We start from the raw sequence: 21,846 nt of genomic DNA, 5'->3' as shown, positions 1-21,846 counted from the left end.
TTTGTTTATCAATTATTTAGCACGATGTTATTCTATATTCTTGTAAAAATTCCGTAACTTATATTACATTTCAATTGATGTACGTTCTTTTGTTAAAGAAGATAATACTCCGAAAAAAACAATGATGTTCGAACTTGTCTATTGTTCTAAAGCCAAGAAGGATACGGATAGTATCAAAATATTTGAGATTTTGAAAACATCACGTGCCAACAACCAAAAATTTGGGATATCTGGTTGTTTGGTGTTCCACAACGATATTTTTGTTCAAATAATTGAGGGTGATTCAAAAAACATCCATCATCTCTACCAAAATCTAGAGCAAGATGAAAGGCATTATGACTTGAATCTATTATGGGAAGGTCATATTCCCAAAAGAAATTTCAATGATTGGTCCATGGCGTTCCACGACTTGGATGAAGGAGGCATCAACGAGGATGAGATTTTAACTTTTGAGCAGAACCTGTTTCAATTATCTGAAAGTGCCGATAAGACATCACCAGCTTCCTATTTATTTTGGCTCAATGTCCGCAAACAAATTATTGGGTGGCTCGTTTAGGGACAGGTTGACTCGGAAAATTATGTTTTTAATAATACATTGCCTGATCACCAATTGATTCCTATCAACACATTTTCATTCTTCAATGGCGCTAATAATACCAGATAGAAATTCATTCACATTAAATATGGGATCTTCAGCCAAGCCCGTGCGTACGACCACCAATTCCTTAGAAGGAATAATAAAAACATACTGCCCTTCATAGCCATTGGCTGAAAATAAATCTCTAGGGACATCAGGATACTTGCCTCCGGCGTTTAGCCAGAAATGGGCACCGTAGACTCCGTCTGAATTGGCAGTTGGCGTGGTTACATAGGTAACCCAATTCTCAGACCAGAGCTGTTCTCCGTTCCATTGACCATTATTTAGATACAAGAGACCAAATTTGGCCCAATCCCTTGTATTTGCCCACGCATAGGAGGACCCTATAAAATTGTTGTCCATATCTGTCTCAATCACCATGGAACGCATACCTAATTTGTCTATTAAGGAAGTATACGGAAAGTCTAGATACGCCTGTCCTTCCCCTACATAGTTGTGTAACAATCCAGACAGTAGATTTGATGTGCCCGAGGAATAGTTCCAAACGTCCCCTGGTTTTGCGATCGCCTTTTTTAAACGTTGTGGACGGGTCATATCCGACGATAGAAACAACATTTTGGTTACATCCGAAATTTTAGTATAATCCTCTTCCCAAGCTAGCCCACTTTGCATCCTCAACAAATGATTTATCGTAATTTTTTTACGTTCATCCTTATACCATGTTGCAATTGGAGCAGGGTCATTAAGATCCAATTTTCCTTGGTATTCCAATATTCCGTAGAGGGTTGCCAGGATGCTTTTGGTCATGGACCAGCCTAAAATTGGGGTCTCAGGAGAAAACCCATCGGCGTACTGTTCGGCAATGATCTCATTTTTATAAGTCACCAAGACTGTTCTGGTTTTTTTTACCTCAGGCTCTGAAAAGGCGTCATTAATAGCTTCTTGCAATTTTTTATAGTTGACATTACCAAACACCGTATCCTTTTTGCCATTATCTCCATAGGGAAATGGAAGGTTGTTTTCTAAAGTTTGTCGTTTTGGACGTAAATAACTCTTGCTGTAATCATAAGAACCATTTACAAGGACGCTCCCTAATCCTTCCCTATAAATCGCTTTTCTTTCCATTAGACCAAAAACAGAGGAAGTCGCGGACTTAGTCTTCTGATCCACCTCGGTTTCTGCCAATTTGATGAGGGGAACATTATGGTCGTATTTATCGATTGAGGCCGGGGTTCTATCAGCGATAAAAACACTCGACGCCATATTTTTGGCAGCATACCCAGAAATAATATTGAGTTTGGAGTAATTGAAAGCCACTACAATTACTAGAAGGATAATAAGCGCAATGACAATTCTTTTAAAAACTTTCATGGAAAGGATAATTAAGGAATTTTAAAAATAATTCATTAGATGAGAATTATTGTAACTTTAGATGAAATAAATGATCCGCTTTTATGTCAACCCTTGGTTTAATCATCGCTGAAAGAAGTAGGGATATTGGTGATTTTTTGGTAGGAAGACTGATTCCTTTTCGCAAAAAAAGAATGATAGGTCCTTTTGTTTTTATAGACCATATGGGACCAACCCAGTTGGGGCCTACCAAATATATGGACGTGGACCAACATCCGCATATTGGAATTTCCACGCTTACATTTATGCTGGAAGGAGAAATAATGCATGAGGATAGCTTAGGGACACGTCAGCGTATCACTCCAGGCTCCGTAAATTTGATGGTAGCTGGCAAAGGTGTGTCCCACACAGAAAGAACACCAAATGACCTTAGAAATGGAAATTCGTTTACCGCACATGGGTATCAGATTTGGATTGCATTGCCAAAAAACATGGAAGATTGTATTCCGGAATTTCACCATATCGAGGCAACCGAAATACCACATTGGAAAGAGGGGAGCGCTAATTTTAAATTAATAGCTGGGGAGGGATATGGAAGAACCTCACCCGTTCCTGTCCACTCTCCATTGTTCATGATAGAAATCAGGAACACATCGGAATTTGAACTCAATACCAAAGATCATTTAAAGGGGGAAATTGGAATTTGTATTGTTGAAGGAAGCATTGAGGCTTGCGGAGAAGTGGTTGGAAAAGGAAATATACTAGTGTCGAAGGTTGAAGATACCTGCAAGACCTTGATCAAGCCAAATTCCCATCTTCTTCTTTTTGGGGGAGCACCCTTACCCGAAGAACGACATATATATTGGAACTTTGTATCTTCAGAGAAGGAAAAGATAGAGCATGCAAAAAAAGCTTGGGAGAAAAAAATATTTCCCATGATGGAAAATGACAAGAGTTATGTTCCCCTGCCCAACTGATCGTATCATATGCAGAAGTCTACCAGAAAAACATTTTTATTAGCAATAACCTCTATTTCTATAGTCCTAACCCTTCATTTTTCCTCTTGTACCCCTAAAAAAAAGGTCTATGCAGAGGTCTTGGTATGGGACTCCATTAGAGTTACCGCCACCGCCTATAATTCCCTTCCATCACAGACCACCGCACTTCATTCCAATATTACAGCTTGGGGCGACACCTTACGTCCAGGTATGAAATGCATAGCAGTTTCAAGAGACTTGATCAAAATGGGGTTAAAACACAATACCATGGTAAGGATAGACACCTCTTCCCAAATTTATTTGGTGAAAGATAAGATGCATACCCGTTGGCGCAAAAAAATAGACATATATATGGGTGTAGATAGGGCAAAAGCTATTGAATGGGGCAGAAAAAAGGTACAGCTCTATTATGTAGTCAAAAAAGATAGCATTCTAGTTGTGGACTAGACTCCCTAAGTTGTACTTTTAAGGCGCAATTAAATTCCCTTTAAAATTGAAATATCTAATTTTCATTGCTTGCTTTCTGAATTTAGTTTCGTGTTCAGTTTCAAGAGTAATTGTGGACAAACCCGTTATTTTGGATGAAGAACGAATAGCACTCACCAAGGAATACATGTCCGATCGCTATGGATTGGAATCCGATTCAGCTAAAATCACACCTAAAATGATTGTTTTGCACTGGACGGCCATTCCTACCTTCGAGGGGTCTTTTGAAGTGTTTTACAAATCAAAATTACCAAGTTGGAGAGATGAAATACAAACTGCAAGCAGCCTGAATGTTTCTACTCATTTTTTAGTGGATAGGGACGGAACAATATACAGATTGATGCCTGAAACGCTAATGGGAAGACACGTGATTGGTTTAAACCACGTGGCACTTGGTATTGAAAATGTAGGTGGCCTCGATGATAAGAAGCTGACCAGGGCACAAAGACGATCAAACATTTGGCTCGTGAAATATTTAAAATCCAAATACGATATAGAATATCTTATTGGGCATTATGAATACACCAACTTTGTAGGGCATCCTTATTGGTTGGAGGTGGACGACTCCTATAGAACTGAAAAAGAAGATCCTGGTCGTAGGTTTTTAAAACGCGTAAAAAAGGCCACAAAAAAATTAAAATTTAAACCCACACCTCAAAAAACAAACTAGTATGAAAATGAAATTGTTAATTTTTCTATGTCTTTTCCTTATTGCGGCAGATAGTTCGGCCCAGGAAAATGATATTACGGCTGCCTTATATGAAAGTTATGATCAATTCAAGGAGCCTTCCCTAGATAAAAGGAGGATAAAACACAAAGAAATTCAACCCTTGATCAATCGGTTAAAGTCAGACCCAAAATATACGGTGAAAGTGGTGGGGAAATCCATAGAAGGTAGAGACTTGTCCCTGATCAGTATTGGATCTGGTCCAACCAGTGTATTTCTTTGGTCTCAAATGCATGGAGATGAGCCAACGGCCACCCAAGCTATCTTCGATATCATCAACTTTTTAAACGGGGATACTTTCATAGCTGAAAAGGATGCTATTTTGTCCAATATTACCTTACATTTTTTACCGATGCTCAATCCGGATGGGGCAGAGGCCTATACCCGAAGAAACAGGTTGGGCATAGATATCAATAGGGATGCGCTTATGTTGCAATCCCCTGAAGGGAGAACACTTAAAATGGTAAGGGATTCCCTAAATGCCGATTTTGGATTCAACCTCCATGACCAAAGCACATATTACAATGCAGAACAAACCGAAAAACCTGCCACTATATCGTATTTAGCACCTGCATATAATTATGAAAAGGATATTAATGAAGTTAGAGGCAATGCCATGAAAGTAATCGTTTTCATGAACAGTATCATCCAAAAGTATGCCCCTGGACAGGTAGGTCGCTATAATGACGATTTTGAACCCAGGGCATTTGGTGACAATATTCAAAAATGGGGCACAAGTGCCATACTTATAGAATCTGGAGGTTATGCTGGGGATCCGGAAAAACAGGAGATTCGTAAACTGAATTATGTTTCCATTTTATCTGCCATTTATACCATTGCCAAGGAGAACTATAAAAAACTACCTATAGAGGATTACGAGAAAATCCCAGAAAATGACAGAATGTTGTTCGATCTGAAGATAGAAGGACTTACTTATAACCTTCTGGGCCAGGATTACAAATTAGATTTAGGAATTCACCGTTCCGAAGTTGATAATGCAGACCATTCTAACTTCTATTACAATAGCACGGTAGCCGATCAAGGGGACCTTTCTACATTTTATGGGTATGAAACCTTGGATGCCAACGGATATATCATAAAAGGAGGTAAAGTTCATCCTGAAATCTTTAAATCCATGGAATCCCTTAAGGAATCTGAGGTATTGAAATATTTAAAACAAGGATATACCTATTTGAGATTGGAAAGTTTGCCGGCTGGCAAGAAGGATACCAATTTACCTATTCAAATTGTAGGCAAGGACTTTAAGGCTCCTGTGCTTAATCTGCGCGCAGGAATGAACCCTACCTTTGTTTTGGAAAAGGACAATAAGATTGAATTTGCCGTGGTAAACGGATTCCTTATCCGTCTAAATGGTGAAAAAAGCAATTTTAAAAATGCCCTGATCTTAAAGAAATAAATTAATAGCCATATTGTATATTCATATAAGGACCGTATATCAGCAGAATAATTAACATGCAAAACAGGGTAATAACAATGCTTGAAAACAATATTAGTACGGCACTTTTATAGCCTAAGGTCCATTGGCCGATTGGGCTTTCTTGAATAATGTTGTTGATAACATCCATGATTTTAATGTTTTAGATTGTGAAAATTATTTTTTAGGATGTAGGTTGTTCTTTAGTTGTTATGTTATTAAAACAACTGAAGGGCGAAAGACCCTACCTAAGCCACTGTTATCATGAATAAAAAAAGGGAACATCAGATTGATGTTCCCTTTTTTTTATTTTATCAAGTTGGAATGTCTATTCACATCCTCCAGTAAACCCTTTCGCGTTGAATTTGGTTTGTACAGCACCTTGTTGGCTCCCTGATCTCACTTGGATAGCTAAATTGTTTTCCCCACTACCATCTCTCTTAGGTGTACAGTACTCAAAGAGGTAGAAGCTGTTGGCTCTTTCGGAAACCCTTTCGGAAATTTCATTAAAGGTATTTTCCAATTCTGCCTTATTTCCGGCAAAAACGCTGAACGTTTTACCGATTTTTTCAAGGACATCAGTATCTATTTCGGCACCTAATCCTATGGAGTAGAAAGTTATGTTGGCATTGGCTTCGTTTACTTTCTTTAAAGCGGCAGTTTCCGTAAATCTAGAAGCTTGATCCGTCCCATCGGTAAAAATAACCACTGAAGCTGCTCCAATATTATTATTTTGAGTGCTCTTGTTCAAGAGGTCGGTAGCAATATCGGTAGCCTTAATGACCGCGCCGTAAAGATCAGTGGAAGGGTCATTGCTAATATCTTGGGTAATACCATCAATAGAATTTATCAATTCTGATTTTGAAGCCGTCAGAGGATTCAACAAGTGCAATTTGTTCTCCCCATCAAACCAGTATATTGCCATTTTCACAGATTCTATGGCAGGATCTGGCATAACGTTGTTCACAAAACTTGTAGAGGCCGATTTTAATTCTGTTAAACTACTGCTCAATACACTGTTGCTCAGATCCAACACCAATAAGGTATTGTTTTTGAAGATTTGGGAATTCGGTGAAATACGGGCGAAAGATTCGGAGGTAGAAATAGTATTAAAACAAGCGTCATTTCTTCCTTGTTCATAAATTGTAAATTTATCTGCCGTTAATCCGGATACTGGAGCCCCATCACTATCAGAGACTTTGAAGAATATGGAAACTTTACCGGGCAAGGTTGTATATTGGTCTTGGATAGATAGAATTAGTTGATTTTCGCCAAGGTTGAGGCAATCATCCACGGGCTTACCTTCTCCCAGCTCCCCATTATTATTTACATTGAAGTTTACATCATCCTCTGCATTCCCGCAGGAGATGGCTAAAAAAAGGACGCTAAATAAGGCAAGTATTTTAATTGACATTTTCATTTTTAAATTTATATAGGTTCACCAAGCACAACGCTCAAAAGTAATTTAAAGTATATGTGTTGTAAGAATTATTTGTTAAGAAATTAAATCAACTTCATCTGGGAGAAAAATAGCCAAATCCCCATTAACAAAGTGTTAAAATAAAGTGTACCATTTATATTTTTTTTAACTTGATGATTCAATTGGAATTGAGTTGCTTTATTGAGTTTTTCAAGGCGTCTATGATGCATCTGGGCTTGTTGAAAACACCTGAAAATCAAAATTTATAGGACTGATATGACCATATTATTATTTGGGATTACAAAAGATATTATAGGAAGTGCTACCTTGAAGTTGAACACATCAGATGAAAAGGAATTGCAAATCCGAACCGTAGGAGAATTAAAGAATTATCTGGGAGAACATTATCCAAAGTTAAATACGTTATCCTCTTTGGCGGTAGCAGTGAACAGTACCTTTGCTGAAAATGAATCATTGGTGAATGAGAAAGATGAGATAGCTCTGATCCCCCCTGTTAGTGGTGGATAACCTATCTTTGAATAAACGATGATTTTACTAATCCAATAATTACAGCTAAATGTTGATCGACAACCATAATAGAAAGATAAACTACCTACGATTGGCGGTTACGGACCGTTGTAATCTTCGTTGTAATTATTGTATGCCGGCTGAAGGTATAAATTTCGCAAAAAACGATAAACTATTCGCTATTGATGAACTCTATACCCTAAGTAAGATTATGGTAGAACAGGGTATCGACAAAATAAGGATTACCGGAGGAGAACCATTTGTGCGAAAAGATTTGATGGTGCTGTTACGCAAAATGGCCATCTTGGACGGACTTAAGGATATTTCCATTACTACGAATGCCACCTTGATAGGTCCATATATAGATGAACTCAAAGAATTGGGCATCACCAATATTAATGTTAGTATGGATGCTATCCAAAAAGAAACCTTTAATATTATTACCCGCAGAAAGCAATATGAAACTGTCTATCAAAATTTGATCCGACTCATTTCCGAAGGATTTAATGTCCGGATTAATTTTATCGTTTTGGATGGCCAAAATACGCAGGACATATTGCCAATTTTGGAAGCAATGAAAAAGTATGATGTTTCTGTCCGATTTTTAGAGGAAATGCCTTTTAATGGGGGTTCCAAGTCCTTTAATACCATAAAATGGGATTATAAGAATATCTTCAAACATATAGCGGATGCCTATTCCAATATTGAGAAACTGGAATCGCCACGTACTTCAACCTCCATCAATTATAAAATAAGGGGTCACAAAGGAACTTTTGGTCTTATTCCGTCCTTTAGCAGAACTTTTTGCGGCACGTGCAATAGGTTGCGAATTTCTGCAACAGGTGATGTTATTACTTGTCTTTATGGTAAACCAAGTATGAACCTAAGGGAGGTTTTGAGAAATGAAAAGGCGGAGGAAAATATAAAACTTCATATTTTAAAAGCAATTGGCAGTAGGGCAAAAACGGGCTTTGATGCACAAAAAAACCACTCCTCTGTTTTTGATAGTTCCATGACTTCAATAGGAGGATAGAAGAACATAAACAGGGTTAGAAACCCTTAATTATAAATTTAAAGATACTTCTAACATGTCTCAGGAGGTAATATACGGATTAGTTCTTGCTGGAGGGAAAAGTACGAGAATGGGCACCGATAAGGGCTCAATTGTATATCATGAACTTCCCCAAAGGGAACATTTGTACCATTTGTTGGAGAAGGTTTGTGATAAAACATTTCTTAGCGTCCGCTCCGAACAGGTGAACGAACTCCCTAGCGGTGTTAATTTTATATTGGACAACAATGAATTTAGAGGACCTTATAATGGAATTTTAAGTGCCCATAAAAAGTATCCCCATGTCGCTTGGCTGGTATTGGCATGCGACCTGCCGCTTATGGATCTAAAAGGAATTCAACAACTGATCAAGGAAAGAAACTCTAACAAGGTAGCAACTGCTTTTGCAGGAAAAGAGAGCAGGTTGCCTGAACCCTTATGTGCTATTTGGGAAGTTGAAGGGTTAAAACAATCCATAGCACATCTCATTAATGGGACCAGTACCTGCCCGAGAAAATTTTTAATTAATTCGGATGTACAATTAGTTTTTCCAGAAGAGGAACAGATATTATTGAATGCAAACTCCAAGGAGGAATACCAAGAGGCGATTTTAAAACTAACTTAATTTTGGATCCCAATAGATACATACGGCAAACCGCTCTAAAGGAGTTTGGGCCTCAGGCCCAAAAGAAACTCGCAAAATCGCGTGTACTCATTGTTGGAGCTGGAGGTTTAGGGGTACCCGTATTACAATATTTAAACTCCATGGGAGTTGGTACCCTAGGGGTAGTGGAGCAAGATGTGGTCTCTATTTCCAACCTTCACCGTCAAGTTCTATATACCGAAAGAGATATTGGAAAACCTAAATTGGAAGTTGCTTTTAAAAAGCTAAAAGCACAAAATTCGTCTACAAGGCTAAGGGGCTATGATACATTTTTGATGGCTTCCAATGCCTTGGATATCATAAAGGATTATGACATCGTTATAGATGCATCCGATAATTTCCCTACCCGTTATTTAATTAACGATGCTTGTGTTATATTAAAAAAACCTTTTGTTTATGGTGGGTTACAAGGATTTGAAGGTCAGGTGAGCGTATTTAACTATAAAGGAGGACCAACTTATAGATGCCTTTTCCCAAACATGCCCACAATTGATGAAATTCCAAACTGCAATATAAATGGTGTTTTAGGAGTGCTTCCAGGGATAGTTGGGAATCTCCAAGCTTTGGAAACTGTAAAGATGATTACAGGGATAGGTGAGGTGTTAAGAGGTAAACTACTACTATTCAATGCCTTGGACCAAACTATTCAAAAAATAAATTTCAGTCTTCAAGAAGATAGTTTAAATATTACGGAATTGAAATATTCCTATGGTATTGTATCAGCTTCTCCATTTTCAGAGATAACGGTAGATGAACTCAAGGAATTAATAAACTCACAGGGGAGTGTTCAAATTATTGATGTAAGATCCCAAGAGGAATTTGACACATACAAAATTCCTAATTCCGTTCATATTCCTTTAAACGATCTTGGAAAGCGTTATCATGATATTGACTTAAAACAACCTATTTACTTAATTTGTCAATCGGGTAAACGCAGTGCCCAAGCCTTGGAACAATTAAAAAATCAATTTTCTGAAATTTCCCTGTATTCCGTTAGAGGGGGCATAAATACTTATGTGGCCGTATGCTCCTAGAACCCCAAGAATTAATTTTACTCTGTTTAGGTTTTTTTTCGATCGCTCTTTTATATTCCTCCGTTGGTTTTGGTGGTGGCTCTAGTTATTTAGCGATTTTGACCCTAGTTTTTTCCAGTTTCTTTGATATTAGAACCACTGCACTGCTGTGTAATCTTGTGGTAGTAAGCGGAAGTTGTTTTTTGTACTATAAAAGAGGCTTCATGGATTTTAAAAAATTCATTCCTTTTGTGATCACAAGTATCCCCTTGGCATTTTTAGGGGCCTCCTTTAGGTTGAAGGAAAACATATTCTTCATCATCCTTGGTGCCGCTTTGATCATTTCTGCCCTAGCGTTGGTGGTTCAGACCATTACCCTGCCCACAAAAGAAGAAATTAAAAGGAAATATCCTCCTTATTTGACGTATCTACTTGGAGGAGGTATTGGCTTACTGTCAGGCCTCGTTGGGATAGGGGGCGGTATCTTTTTAGCCCCAGTCCTTAACCACATGAGGTGGGAAAAATCTATTAAAATAGCGGCCTTGGCCAGCTTTTTTATTTTGGTCAACTCGGTTTCAGGCATCGCCGGGCTCGTTTCCAATGGCACTTTTCAAATGCCTTTTTGGGAAGGACTCGCCTTATTGGTTTCTGTTTTAATTGGCGGACAATTGGGAATACGAATCAGTTTAAGTAAATTGACAGGCAGAGGAATTAAATTAACTACTGCCATTTTGGTCTTTATGGTCGGTATCAGGGTTTTAATGGTCAATGGACTTCAAATTTCTATTTAAAAATGATCACTTTTCAAGAAGCATACCTAAAAGTAATGGCCAATAAACAAGATTATGGCACCGAAGAGGTAGCCCTACTTAAAACCATGGGCAGGGTATTGGCCGAAGATATTAAAGCAGATCGGGATTTCCCGCCATTTGACAGGGCTACCAAGGATGGAATTGCTATTAACTACGCAGCCATTGAAAATGGAATAAAAGAGTTCAGGATTGAAGCCGTTCTTGCTGCAGGTTCTCCTAGGTATAAGCTTAAAAATAAGAACAATTGCGTGGAGATCATGACAGGTGCCGTAGTTCCTGAAAATGTAGATACCATTGTAATGTATGAGCATATAACCATTAAAAACGGATATGCTATTTTGGATAAAGTACCAAAAAAAGGGCAGGACATCCATCTCCAGGGAAGCGATGAATTACAGGACGCTATCGTCCTGAATAAGCACAAATTGATTAGCGCATCGGAAATAGGTGTTCTGGCAGCCGTTGGAAAAGTCAAGGTTTTAGTCAAGAAACTACCTATAATTACCATTATCAGCACTGGGAATGAACTTGTAGATGTTCAGGAAACCCCTTTGCCCCATCAAATTAGAAAATCCAACACCCATTCCCTTTATGCCGCATTAGCGGATGAAATGATAGTTCCTTCCCAATTACATTTAAATGATGAAAAGGAGGAAATTAAAAAAGAAATAAAAAAGGCCTTATCAGAGAATGATGTACTCCTGTTGAGCGGTGGTGTTTCTAAAGGCAAATTTGACTACATTCCTGATGTATTGGCAGAACTTGGTGTGGAAAAAATATTTCACAGGGTGCTGCAACGTCCTGGAAAGCCTTTCTGGTTCGGAATACAAAAAGAAACGGGAACCCTAATTTTTTCATTCCCCGGAAATCCTGCCTCCACCTTTGCAAATTACCATCTCTATTTTAAAGATTGGTTAAATGGTTCATTAAGCCTGTCGATCCCAAAAATTAATGTAATTTTAGAGGAATCCATTCCTGTTACTGGTAATTTGACCTTATTTTTAAGGGTTAAAATACGAATGGAAAATGGACAGCTCCTTGCTGATCTCGTTAAAGAAAACGGATCTGGAGATTTAACTAGTTTGGCACAATCAGATGGATTTATACGGTTAGATCCTAAAGAAGTTCCTTATAATGTTGGGGAATTGGTACCCTTTTCACCAACAAGAAGAACAATCTCATTATGACACACGAATTCAAAAAAATAATACACCAATACCAGCACGCAAAAGATCGCGGTATCAAGACTGTATTGGCCACCGTGGTGGACTTGGACGGTTCATCCTATCGAAGGCCAGGTGTAAGCATGTTGCTCTTAGAAAACGGTAAAAAAGTAGGAGCGGTAAGTGGTGGCTGTGTTGAAAAAGAAGTGGTCCTGCAGGCCAAGAGTGTTTTTGAAAGTAATATCCCAAAAATGATGACCTATGACGGGCGTTATCGTCTAGGTTGCGAAGGAATTCTTTATATTCTACTTGAACCTTTCTATCCCAATGAACCCTTTTTATCGTCATTCGAAGTCTGCCTTAAAACAAGGAATAGTTTCAAATTGCGCTCCTATTATAAAAAAGCAGAAGTTGAGTTCAAAGGCTTGGGAACAGTCGTTGATTTTGGAGAAGGAAATGAACATCCCGTGCAACATAATTTTGATCTTGAAATTACCCAAAAATCGGAACTACAGATTTTTGAACAAGAAATGGAACCATGTTTTCAACTAATGATTGTTGGTGCTGAGCACGATGCAGTACAACTCTGTTCAATGGCATCCTCTGCCGGGTGGGAAGTGACCATCATAGCCACACCCATGGAGGAAAAGAATATTTTTGATTTTCCGGGAGCATATGCCTTTTTCAACCGTTCTCCGGAAGAAATGGTATTAAGCAGTATTGATGAACAAACAGCGCTGATAGTCATGACCCATAGCTATGCGAAAGATTTAAAATACCTCCTTAAATTAAAGGATTCCAATCCTATATATCTTGGCTTATTGGGGCCTGCAAAAAGAAGGGAACGCTTGCTGAATGATCTATTGGAACACTGTCCGGAAGTGGCACACACTTTTTTTGATAAAATCCATGGGCCGGCGGGACTCAATATTGGTGCGGAAACCCCACAGGAAATAGCTATCGCCATCTTGGCAGAAATACTTTCGGTAACTAGGAACAAGAAACCTATGATGCTCAAGGACAAAGTAGGGGGAATACATAGCTAATGGGCAGTTCAGAATCAAAAATTATTGTTTTAATCCTCGCAGGTGGCAAGGGTTTGCGTATGGGTACCATAAAGCAACTATTGCCTTGGAAAGGCACTACGCTCTTGGAAAACGCCATAGAACAGGCCAAAATGTCCCAAGCATCGGACATTATTGTAGTTTTGGGAGCTCATGCAACAGAAATACGCTCCAAAATAAACGATAAGGACATCCAATTTATAGATAATACAGAATGGGAGTCAGGATTGGGCACTTCCATCAGCTGTGGGGTGAACTACATTCAAAATAACATACCGCACGTAGAGGGGGTTATGGTCCTATTGGCAGACCAACCGCTAATAGATACCCAATATATTGATTACATGCTGGATACTTTTATAAAACAATCCAATGGCATTGTTGCCACAAATTATGGCAATAGGGAAGGGGTACCCGCTATATTTGACAAAAATTATTTTTCTGATCTGAAAATTTTGAACAAAGACTTTGGAGCCAAAGAAATCATCCGAAAGAATAAACATTTGAATATTAGTCTAAACCCAAAGGGAAAGGAATTGGATATAGATACGCCGGAAGATTACAAAACCCTTTTAAAAGAACAATCAAAATAATTGTAAAACCTATGAGAATTTTTATGAGTGATAAAAAAATAATATTGGGCTTCCTGGGCTGTGTTTGCTTCATGTTAAGTGCCCTCCAGGCGCAGGAAATGGATTTTGAGACATACAATCCTACTTCTACACTTGTGGTTCCGGGCAATGAGGTGAAAAAGGCAAAATTCCCATTTATAGACGTCCATAGCCATCAATATCGCATGCCAGATCAAGATCTGTCCGAGCTCATCACGGCCATGGATTCCCTAAACGAAGGTATCATGGTAAATTTAAGTGGTGGATCTGGGGAGAAGCTAGTAGGCTCAATAGCAAATATCAATAAAAACTACCCAAATAGGTTTGTGGTCTTTGCCAATGTAGATTTTGAAGGAGCGAGCGATGCGGAATGGACGCAAAAAGCTGTTGCCCAATTGGAAGAGGATGTTAAAAACGGCGCAAGGGGATTAAAAGTATATAAAAGTCTTGGGCTTCGAAATAAGGATTCGGATGGAAAGCGGTTGGCTATAGACGATAAACGTTTAGATCCAATATGGAGGAAATGTGGAGAACTGGGGATTCCCGTTCTGATCCATGCAGCGGACCCAAAGCCATTTTGGGACAATTTTGATGGAGACAATGAAAGATGGCTTGAACTAAAGACACATCCCCGAAGAAAGCGCACCGATACCGATCCTGCACCATGGGAACAAATAATTGGCGAACAGCATCATGTATTTAAAAAACATCCCAACACTAAGTTTATAGCGGCACATATGGGATGGTATGCCAATGATTTGCAGAAATTAAGCGAATTGATGGATGAAATGCCAAATATGAATGTCGGCATATCAGCCGTTATTGCAGAATTGGGCAGGCAGCCCCAAAATGCCCATAAATTTTTCCTCAAATACCAGGATAGAATACTTTTTGGAAAGGACAGTTGGAAACCTGAAGAATTCCCTACCTATTTTAGAGTCTTGGAAACCAATGATGAATACTTCCCATATTACAAAAAGTACCATGCATTTTGGGCCATGTATGGAATTGGACTCCCAGATGACGTTTTGAAAAAGGTCTACTATAAAAATGCATTGCGACTTATTCCAGGTCTCGATGCCAGTTTATTCCCTGCGGATTAAGGAATCATTTATGAATTGGATTCTTAAAAAATAATAATCTGATGAGTGGTGCTGATTAACTAGTATTTATACAACTATTCTTTGCAAAAAATGTTGACCTTTAATAGAGGGAGCTAAAAAGCTCCCTTTTTTTATGCTTAAATTTCTAGATGTTTTAATCCCCAAAAACAAGTACAACAAAATATTTTTAGAGAATAGTGTGATAATTGAATTGAGTTTGATACTAATAAAGAAAGCACAGTCCCAGAATGGATAAGGAAGAACAATTTACCACGTTGATCAAAAAAAATGAAGGCGTCATCTTTAAGATAACCACCTTATATACCGATCACCGTGATGATCAAAAAGACCTTTATCAAGACATCGTTTATCAGTTGTGGAAATCGTTCGACTCCTTTAAAAACCAAGCCAAAATAAGTACTTGGCTGTATCGCGTAGCACTAAATACTGCTATAACAAGATTAAAAAAAAGAAAAAAGAAACCGGATGAGATTGGCATAGATCAGGTTATTCTTGAGCAAACAGAAAATTATGACCCTCAATTTGAGGAGCGATTGAAATTGGTATATGCACAAATCCAAAATTTAAATGATTTGGAAAAAGGTATTATGCTCTTACTATTGGAGGGAAAACAGTATGATGAGATTTCCTTGATTACAGGGCTGACCCCAACGAATGTCGCTACCCGGATTTCACGAATCAAACAAAAATTAAAATCACAAATTCTAAAAAAACAATAGCATGGACTTAGAAGAAATACAGGAAGTCTGGTCCGAAATGAGTGACCAACTGGAACAACAAAAAAAATTAACCGATAAAATTATATTAGATATGACACAGGATAGATATACACGAAAATTTAGTACAATTTCCAAAATTGAAACCTTCGGAGCCATTATTTGCTTTATCATGGCCTTTTATATGCTTTTCAATTTCGACAAATTGGATATATGGTATTTACAAGTGTGCGGGGCATTTTCCATCGCCTTTTTAATAGGACTCCCTATTTTAACGCTAGGATCTTTAAAGAACATCCAAAAAATAAATATTGCCGAGAAAAACATTAAGGACACCTTGGTCACTTATTCCAAGGCAAAAAATAAGGTATTGGCCATACAACGATTAGGTATATTTCTTTGCTATATTTTTATGATGACCTGTCTGCCGGTTTTCTCCAAATTAATGAAAGATAAAGATCTCTTTCAACAAGGTTCTTTTCCTATCTGGTATGTGGTCATTATGGGGGTGTTTATTGCATTTTTCGCGAGATGGGGGTATGGATGGTACAAAAAAATCACCCAATCCGCAGAGGGTATTCTAAAGGAATTGGAAATAGAATAGGATTTTATGCAGGGCAGATGACCAATTTAAAGATCCTTTTTCTTAATATGTTTGATTAATCCTATCATATCCTCATTATATTCAAGAAAGTATCCAAATATGTATAAAAAATATAGTTTTGTAATGAAATTATTGGATAAAGAACTATTTTCCGCCTCCGAAAAGCATTTTGTTTTATGATTAAAGAAGAGGAAAAAAGACTCAAAGAAAACTATAGTGGTGAAAAAGATTGGTTACAGTGGGGACCATATTTAAGTGAGCGTCAATGGGGTACTGTTCGTGAGGATTATAGTGTTCACGGGGATGCTTGGAATTATTTTCCGCATGACCATTCCAGATTAAGGGTGTATCGATGGGGAGAAGACGGGATAGCAGGTATTTCGGACCGTTATTGCAATCTTTGTTTTGGAGTAGCCCTATGGAACGGGAAGGACAATATCATAAAAGAACGTTTGTTTGGCCTAACAGGACCAGAAGGTAACCATGGGGAGGATGTGAAAGAACTGTATTATTATTTGGATAATACGCCCACCCATTCCTATATGAAACATTTATATAAGTATCCACAAAAGGCTTTTCCCTATAAGGATTTGGTGGCCACAAATCAGATGAGGGGCAAAAAGGAATTGGAATACGAACTCCTGGATACAGGGATCTTTGATAAAAATGAGTATTTTGATGTATTCACAGAATACTCCAAGGCAGATCCTGATGATATTCTAATAAAAATAACCATAGCCAACAGAAGCGTTAAAAAAGCGCCAATATCCGTGCTTCCTACCTTATGGATTCGCAATTTTTGGAGCTTTTATCAAATGCCCAAAAAACCTTTGATCAAAGCCAACGAACAAGGTAAAACCTATGGCTCAGTAGATATTACCCATCCCTATATTGGCGACTATCATTTTTATTTTGAAAAACCGGACAAACTGCTGTTTACAGAAAATGAAACCAATGATGCCAAAATATACAATAAGCCAAATGACCATCCCTTCAAGAAAGATCTTTTTCACGATGCAGTGGTCAGTAATAATTTCAAAATACCGGAGAGCAAAAAAGAAGGCACAAAGTTTTCCCCTTATTATAAATTGGAAATTAAAGGGAAGAGTGAGGTAACTATACGATTGCGCTTGTCCAAGAAGAAAATTGAGTCCAACCCCTTCGATCCATCATTTGAAGCGAATTTTGAAGAAAAGATAACACAGGCAGATGAGTTCTATGGAGATCTAAAGAAAACTGATGATCAGGATTTAAGCAATATTCAACGTCAGGCCTTTGCCGGCATGCTCTGGACCAAGCAATATTACAATTATGATGTAGAACAATGGTTGAGTGGTGATAAATTAACAGGCGAACCACCAAAAGCGCGTTGGAAGGGGCGTAACAGCACCTGGAAAACCATGAGGACCCACGACATTCTTTCCATGCCAGATGCATGGGAATATCCTTGGTTCGCAGCTTGGGACCTTGCATTTCATTGTGTGCCCTTGGCACATCTGGATGCTGAATTTGCAAAAAACCAACTGATGCTCCTGAATAAGGAATGGTATATGGCTCCCAATGGTCAAATTCCTGCATATGAGTGGAATTTTAGTGACGTCAATCCACCGGTACAAGCATGGGCTGCATACCAAGTCTATCAAATCGACAAAAAGAAAACAGGAAAAGGCGATGTTGATTTTCTGAAACGGATGTTCAACAAATTGGCCCTTAACTTTACATGGTGGGTCAACCAACAAGATAAAAATGAACACAATGTCTTTCAAGGCGGATTTTTAGGGCTCGATAATATTGGGGTTTTTGATAGAAGTCATGATATTCCCGGCGGGGGCTATTTGGAACAAGTAGATGGAACGGCTTGGATGGCACTTTTCTGTTTGAATATGTTGGAGATTTCCATTGAAATTTCTTTGGAGGACAAATCTTTTGAGGATATGGCCACAAAGTATTTGGGGCATTTTGTTTTCATCGCTGAGGCCTTGAACAATTTAAACGAGGATACTGTTGGTAACTGGGATAAGGACGAAGGTTTCTTTTATGACCGATTGGTAAAACCAAATGGGGAACATGTTCCCGTTAAGATTAGATCCATTGTTGGCTTGCTCTCACTTGCAGCAGTTTTGGTTATCCCGGAAGATACGTTAGACAAGCTCCCGACCTTTAAGAGAAGCTTGGAGTGGTTCAGGAACTATCGTATGTATAAATCCAAATATCGTGTTATTCAAAGTAGTTCTAAAAAAGGGGTGCTCCTTTCGTTGGTATCCCAGGACCGATTAAAAGTACTTATGAAGGCCCTGTTGGATGAAAAAGAATTCTTGAGTGATTATGGTATCCGTGCATTGTCCAAAATCCATGAACAAAAGACCTATACCCTCACTATAGACGGGATACCTTATTCCATAGATTACGAACCTGCAGAATCTACAGTATCCTTATTTGGGGGGAACAGCAATTGGAGGGGTCCCATATGGTTTCCCATCAATTATATGTTCATTGAATCCCTACTGGAATATCATATTTTTTTCGGAGGGGATATGCTCATGGAATATCCTACGGGAAGTAACAACAACAAAAATTTAAAGGAGTTGGCCGAGGAGTTGGGTAAAAGGCTGGTAGCCATCTTCCAAAAAGATAAAAACGGAAATCGCCCTGTGAATGCATTGCACAAAACGTATTATCAGCATCCAAAATTTGAAGATCTTGTGCTTTTTTACGAATATTTCCATGGGGACAATGGCCGTGGGGTAGGGGCTTCCCACCAAACAGGCTGGACCGGTCTGGTGGCAAATTTGATTTATGAGTTCTATGACAACAATAAACCAAAATAAAATTAATACACTTTACAATTTAAACAAACCAATTATAAAATTTTTTTCTTAAAAAAGGAAGTCCAGGGAGCTATTCCTGGACTTTTTTTTGTTTGCCGGCCCTTATCTTAAAATATCCTATTTTTATAAAAAACTAACTGTATGAAGATTTTAAATTGGGGATCCATTCTAATCCTGTTCTTATTCCTTTCCTGTAAAAATGAGACGCCCAAAGAAACCACGATCGATTTCTATGAAAGCCAATTATTCCAGGATGTACAAATGAACACCGTATTCAAAGATTCGAAAACATTTGTTGACTTAGTACCGGATCGTTCATACCAAGAGTTGATAACTCTTTATGAGCAAGAAAAGAACAACCCAGCTTTTGATCTGAATACTTTTGTAAATAGTCATTTCTCGGATCAGTTCAACAGCAGCACAGCAAAATTTGAAACCGATACCACCAAGAACATGTACCAACATATCAGCAATATTTGGGGCATGCTCACAAGGCCCCCAGATGAGGCAGTGGCACATTCTTCAAGGATACCACTTCCCAAAGAATATGTGGTGCCAGGTGGGCGTTTCAGAGAAATATATTATTGGGACAGTTATTTTACCATAGAGGGACTCTTGGCCGATAATAAAAATGCCCTAGCCACAAATATGGTGGACAACTTTAGCCATCTTATTGACACTTTGGGCTTTATACCCAATGGTACTAGGGATTATTACCTCTCTAGGTCACAACCCCCATTTTATACCTTAATGGTCACCGCCTTGACCAAAGGGGAGGATCAGAAATTTATGGAATACCTGCCATACATTGAGAAGGAATATAATTTTTGGATGGACGGGGAGACTGACTTGAAACCTGGTGAACTATCCAGGCATGTTGTAAAAACTACTGAAGGCACTGTGTTAAACAGATATTGGGATAAGCGGGATAGTCCACGACAGGAATCCTATAAGGAGGATGTACACTTGGCAGCTCAATTCAATACCGAGGCCGAAAAAAAGAGACTATATGCCAATTTAAGGGCCGGGGCAGAATCCGGTTGGGACTTTAGTACCAGATGGTATGGTAAAGCTGGGGATTTCGGATCCATTACTACAACCACAATTGCACCCGTAGACCTTAATTGCCTGTTATACTATATGGAAACCCAATTGGCCCGTGGTTACCAATTAAAAGGAGAATTGGAAGTTGCAGAATCCTTTACAAGTAAGGCCGAACTTAGAAGGAAGGCCATACAAAAGGTGTTTTGGAGCGGGAAGGACTCATTTTTTATGGATTTGGATGTTCCTAAGGCAACAGTCAGAGATCAAATGACATTGGCAGGAGTATTTCCATTGTTCTTCAACCTTGCCACAAAAGAACAGGCCCAAATGGTCATGGAACACCTGATGAATGATTTTTTAAAGGATGGTGGATTACTAACTACTTTGGAAAATAGTGGCCAACAATGGGATGCTCCCAATGGTTGGGCACCATTACAGTGGATTGCGGTAAAGGGGTTATTGAATTACGGTTTTGATAACGAAGCAAAGGAAATCATGACCAGATGGTTAGCACTGAACGAAAAAGTATATGCCAATACAGGCAAAATGATGGAAAAATACAATGTTGAGGATGTTACCCTTTTGTCTGGAGGCGGTGAGTATGACCTCCAAGATGGTTTTGGGTGGACCAACGGAGTTGCCCTTGGATTCAGGCAACTAATGGATGAAATGGAATAAGGGAGTCCAATTTTAGATGTAAGACAAAAAAAAGGCCATCAAACGTGATGGCCTTTTTATTAATTATTTAATTTAATGACGACTTATTCGTTAGAGGCCATTAATGCAAAAAACTTGTCGATGTTTGGTAAGATCACAATACGAGTTCTTCTATTTTTAGCCCTATCCTCTTTAGTATCATTAGATACCAATGGCTGATAGCTACTTCTTCCTGAAGCAATTAATTTTTCAGGAGCAACGTTGAATTCGTTTTGTAATTTTCTTACTACTGAAGTAGCACGCATTACACTCAAATCCCAGTTGTCTGCCAACTTAGGTGTGTTGATGGTTCTGGCATCGGTATGACCTTCTACCATAACTTCAATACTTGGCTCAGAATTGATGATGTTGGCCAATTTTTGCAAAATATCATTCGCTTTGCTACTTACATTATAACTAGCCGTATTGAACAACAATTTATCAGAGATAGAAATCATTACCACAGTCTCATCTATGTCAATGGCGATATCCTCATCCTCGTTCAAGGTATTGGTATCAATCGATTTTTGAAGATTGTAGGACAATGCCAAATTCATGGAATCTTTTAGCGTTTTAGCTTCGCTTAATTTACCGGGAGCTACATTTTTCAATGTCGCACGCATTTGTTTTTTAACATCATTGGAAATAACGGCAACTCCATCAACAGTAACGAATTGGGCATCGTTTTCTTCTGTTAATTCATTGATCTTAGAATTGTAATCTGCAACTCTTGCCTCTATTTTAGCAAATTTAGCTTCAAGTTCTTCCTTTTCTACAGCAGTTTTGGTCAATTGACTTTTTGTTTGGCCATGTTCCTGTTCCAATTGCACATATTTCTTTTTAGAAACACAAGAAGCAAGTAGGACTACTGTTAATAAACTAAGTGAAATTTTTTTCATGATAATTATTTAATG

The 21,846-nt window shown here is 38.4% G+C and carries 21 protein-coding genes; 18 read left to right on the top strand and 3 right to left on the bottom strand.

Annotated features, from left to right (window positions below; all coding sequences use genetic code 11):
- The first annotated feature begins 121 nt into the window (after positions 1-121).
- The gene (locus SB49_RS04250) at positions 122-556 is read left to right on the top strand and encodes a BLUF domain-containing protein (RefSeq protein ID WP_082591073.1); all 435 of its coding nucleotides are present in this window, start codon (positions 122-124) and stop codon (positions 554-556) included.
- Between the two features lie 75 nt (positions 557-631).
- Here the strand turns inward: SB49_RS04250 and SB49_RS04245 are convergent, their stop codons facing one another.
- Positions 632-1,969 (bottom strand): serine hydrolase domain-containing protein, encoded by a 1,338-nt coding sequence (locus SB49_RS04245; protein ID WP_062054159.1) that lies wholly within the window; start codon positions 1,967-1,969, stop codon positions 632-634.
- Positions 1,970-2,052: 83 nt separating this feature from the next.
- On the opposite strand from SB49_RS04245, the gene SB49_RS04240 reads away from it, so the two are divergent.
- From SB49_RS04240 to SB49_RS04225, 4 genes are read left to right on the top strand one after another with little or no spacing between them, the layout of a single operon-like run.
- Entirely contained in the window at positions 2,053-2,925 is an 873-nt protein-coding gene (locus SB49_RS04240; protein WP_062054157.1) for a pirin family protein, read from the top strand.
- Positions 2,926-2,934: 9 nt separating this feature from the next.
- The gene (locus SB49_RS04235; protein ID WP_062054155.1) at positions 2,935-3,393 is read left to right on the top strand and encodes a 3D domain-containing protein; all 459 of its coding nucleotides are present in this window, start codon (positions 2,935-2,937) and stop codon (positions 3,391-3,393) included.
- Between the two features lie 46 nt (positions 3,394-3,439).
- Complete coding sequence (locus tag SB49_RS04230) at positions 3,440-4,102, top strand: peptidoglycan recognition protein family protein (RefSeq protein ID WP_062054153.1); 663 nt, start codon at positions 3,440-3,442, stop codon at positions 4,100-4,102.
- 1 nt (position 4,103) lies between these two features.
- Entirely contained in the window at positions 4,104-5,576 is a 1,473-nt protein-coding gene (locus SB49_RS04225) for a M14 family zinc carboxypeptidase (RefSeq protein WP_062054151.1), read from the top strand.
- Positions 5,577-5,922: 346 nt separating this feature from the next.
- Here the strand turns inward: SB49_RS04225 and SB49_RS04220 are convergent, their stop codons facing one another.
- Positions 5,923-7,014, bottom strand: coding sequence for a vWA domain-containing protein (locus SB49_RS04220; RefSeq protein WP_062054149.1), 1,092 nt, complete (start codon positions 7,012-7,014; stop codon positions 5,923-5,925).
- Between the two features lie 276 nt (positions 7,015-7,290).
- Between SB49_RS04220 and SB49_RS04215 the strand changes: the two genes are divergently transcribed.
- The 13 genes from SB49_RS04215 (at position 7,291) to treF (ending at position 20,914) form a co-directional block, all read left to right on the top strand.
- Positions 7,291-7,542: a MoaD/ThiS family protein gene (locus SB49_RS04215; protein ID WP_062054147.1), complete on the top strand. Its 252-nt coding sequence runs from the start codon at positions 7,291-7,293 to the stop codon at positions 7,540-7,542.
- Between the two features lie 49 nt (positions 7,543-7,591).
- A complete protein-coding gene (gene moaA, locus SB49_RS04210; RefSeq protein WP_082591072.1) occupies positions 7,592-8,575 on the top strand; it encodes a GTP 3',8-cyclase MoaA in 984 nt (327 codons plus the stop codon).
- A 55-nt stretch (positions 8,576-8,630) separates the two neighbouring features.
- On the top strand, positions 8,631-9,218 hold the full coding sequence (locus SB49_RS04205) for an NTP transferase domain-containing protein (RefSeq protein WP_062054143.1): 588 nt from the start codon (positions 8,631-8,633) through the stop codon (positions 9,216-9,218).
- Positions 9,219-9,220: 2 nt separating this feature from the next.
- The gene (locus SB49_RS04200; RefSeq protein ID WP_062054141.1) at positions 9,221-10,291 is read left to right on the top strand and encodes a HesA/MoeB/ThiF family protein; all 1,071 of its coding nucleotides are present in this window, start codon (positions 9,221-9,223) and stop codon (positions 10,289-10,291) included.
- Positions 10,282-11,061 carry a sulfite exporter TauE/SafE family protein gene (locus tag SB49_RS04195; RefSeq protein WP_062054139.1) on the top strand — a complete coding sequence of 260 codons (780 nt, stop codon included), beginning with the start codon at positions 10,282-10,284 and terminating at the stop codon, positions 11,059-11,061. The genes SB49_RS04200 and SB49_RS04195 overlap by 10 nt, the downstream gene beginning before the upstream one ends.
- A 2-nt stretch (positions 11,062-11,063) precedes the next feature.
- Entirely contained in the window at positions 11,064-12,269 is a 1,206-nt protein-coding gene (locus SB49_RS04190; RefSeq protein ID WP_062054137.1) for a molybdopterin molybdotransferase MoeA, read from the top strand.
- On the top strand, positions 12,266-13,291 hold the full coding sequence (locus tag SB49_RS04185; protein ID WP_062054135.1) for an XdhC family protein: 1,026 nt from the start codon (positions 12,266-12,268) through the stop codon (positions 13,289-13,291). The genes SB49_RS04190 and SB49_RS04185 overlap by 4 nt, the downstream gene beginning before the upstream one ends.
- Positions 13,291-13,902, top strand: a complete 612-nt coding sequence (locus tag SB49_RS04180) for a nucleotidyltransferase family protein (protein ID WP_062054133.1) — start codon at positions 13,291-13,293, stop codon at positions 13,900-13,902. The genes SB49_RS04185 and SB49_RS04180 overlap by 1 nt, the downstream gene beginning before the upstream one ends.
- A 23-nt stretch (positions 13,903-13,925) precedes the next feature.
- A complete protein-coding gene (locus tag SB49_RS04175) occupies positions 13,926-15,023 on the top strand; it encodes an amidohydrolase family protein (RefSeq protein WP_082591145.1) in 1,098 nt (365 codons plus the stop codon).
- 248 nt (positions 15,024-15,271) lie between these two features.
- The gene (locus SB49_RS04170) at positions 15,272-15,763 is read left to right on the top strand and encodes an RNA polymerase sigma factor (protein ID WP_062054131.1); all 492 of its coding nucleotides are present in this window, start codon (positions 15,272-15,274) and stop codon (positions 15,761-15,763) included.
- A 1-nt stretch (position 15,764) separates the two neighbouring features.
- On the top strand, positions 15,765-16,364 hold the full coding sequence (locus SB49_RS04165; RefSeq protein ID WP_062054129.1) for a hypothetical protein: 600 nt from the start codon (positions 15,765-15,767) through the stop codon (positions 16,362-16,364).
- A gap of 176 nt (positions 16,365-16,540) precedes the next feature.
- The gene (locus tag SB49_RS04160; RefSeq protein ID WP_062054127.1) at positions 16,541-19,192 is read left to right on the top strand and encodes an MGH1-like glycoside hydrolase domain-containing protein; all 2,652 of its coding nucleotides are present in this window, start codon (positions 16,541-16,543) and stop codon (positions 19,190-19,192) included.
- 141 nt (positions 19,193-19,333) lie between these two features.
- On the top strand, positions 19,334-20,914 hold the full coding sequence (treF, locus tag SB49_RS04155) for an alpha,alpha-trehalase TreF (protein WP_062054125.1): 1,581 nt from the start codon (positions 19,334-19,336) through the stop codon (positions 20,912-20,914).
- A gap of 83 nt (positions 20,915-20,997) precedes the next feature.
- Here treF and SB49_RS04150 read toward each other — a convergent pair whose 3' ends face one another.
- Positions 20,998-21,831 carry an OmpA/MotB family protein gene (locus SB49_RS04150; RefSeq protein WP_062054123.1) on the bottom strand — a complete coding sequence of 278 codons (834 nt, stop codon included), beginning with the start codon at positions 21,829-21,831 and terminating at the stop codon, positions 20,998-21,000.
- Between the last annotated feature and the right edge of the window lie 15 nt (positions 21,832-21,846).

The sequence above is a fragment of the Sediminicola sp. YIK13 genome (assembly GCF_001430825.1).
Classification (GTDB): Bacteria; Bacteroidota; Bacteroidia; order Flavobacteriales; family Flavobacteriaceae; genus Sediminicola.
Note: the sequence above shows the minus strand (reverse complement) of the source record. Positions and strands in the feature narration are given on the sequence as shown.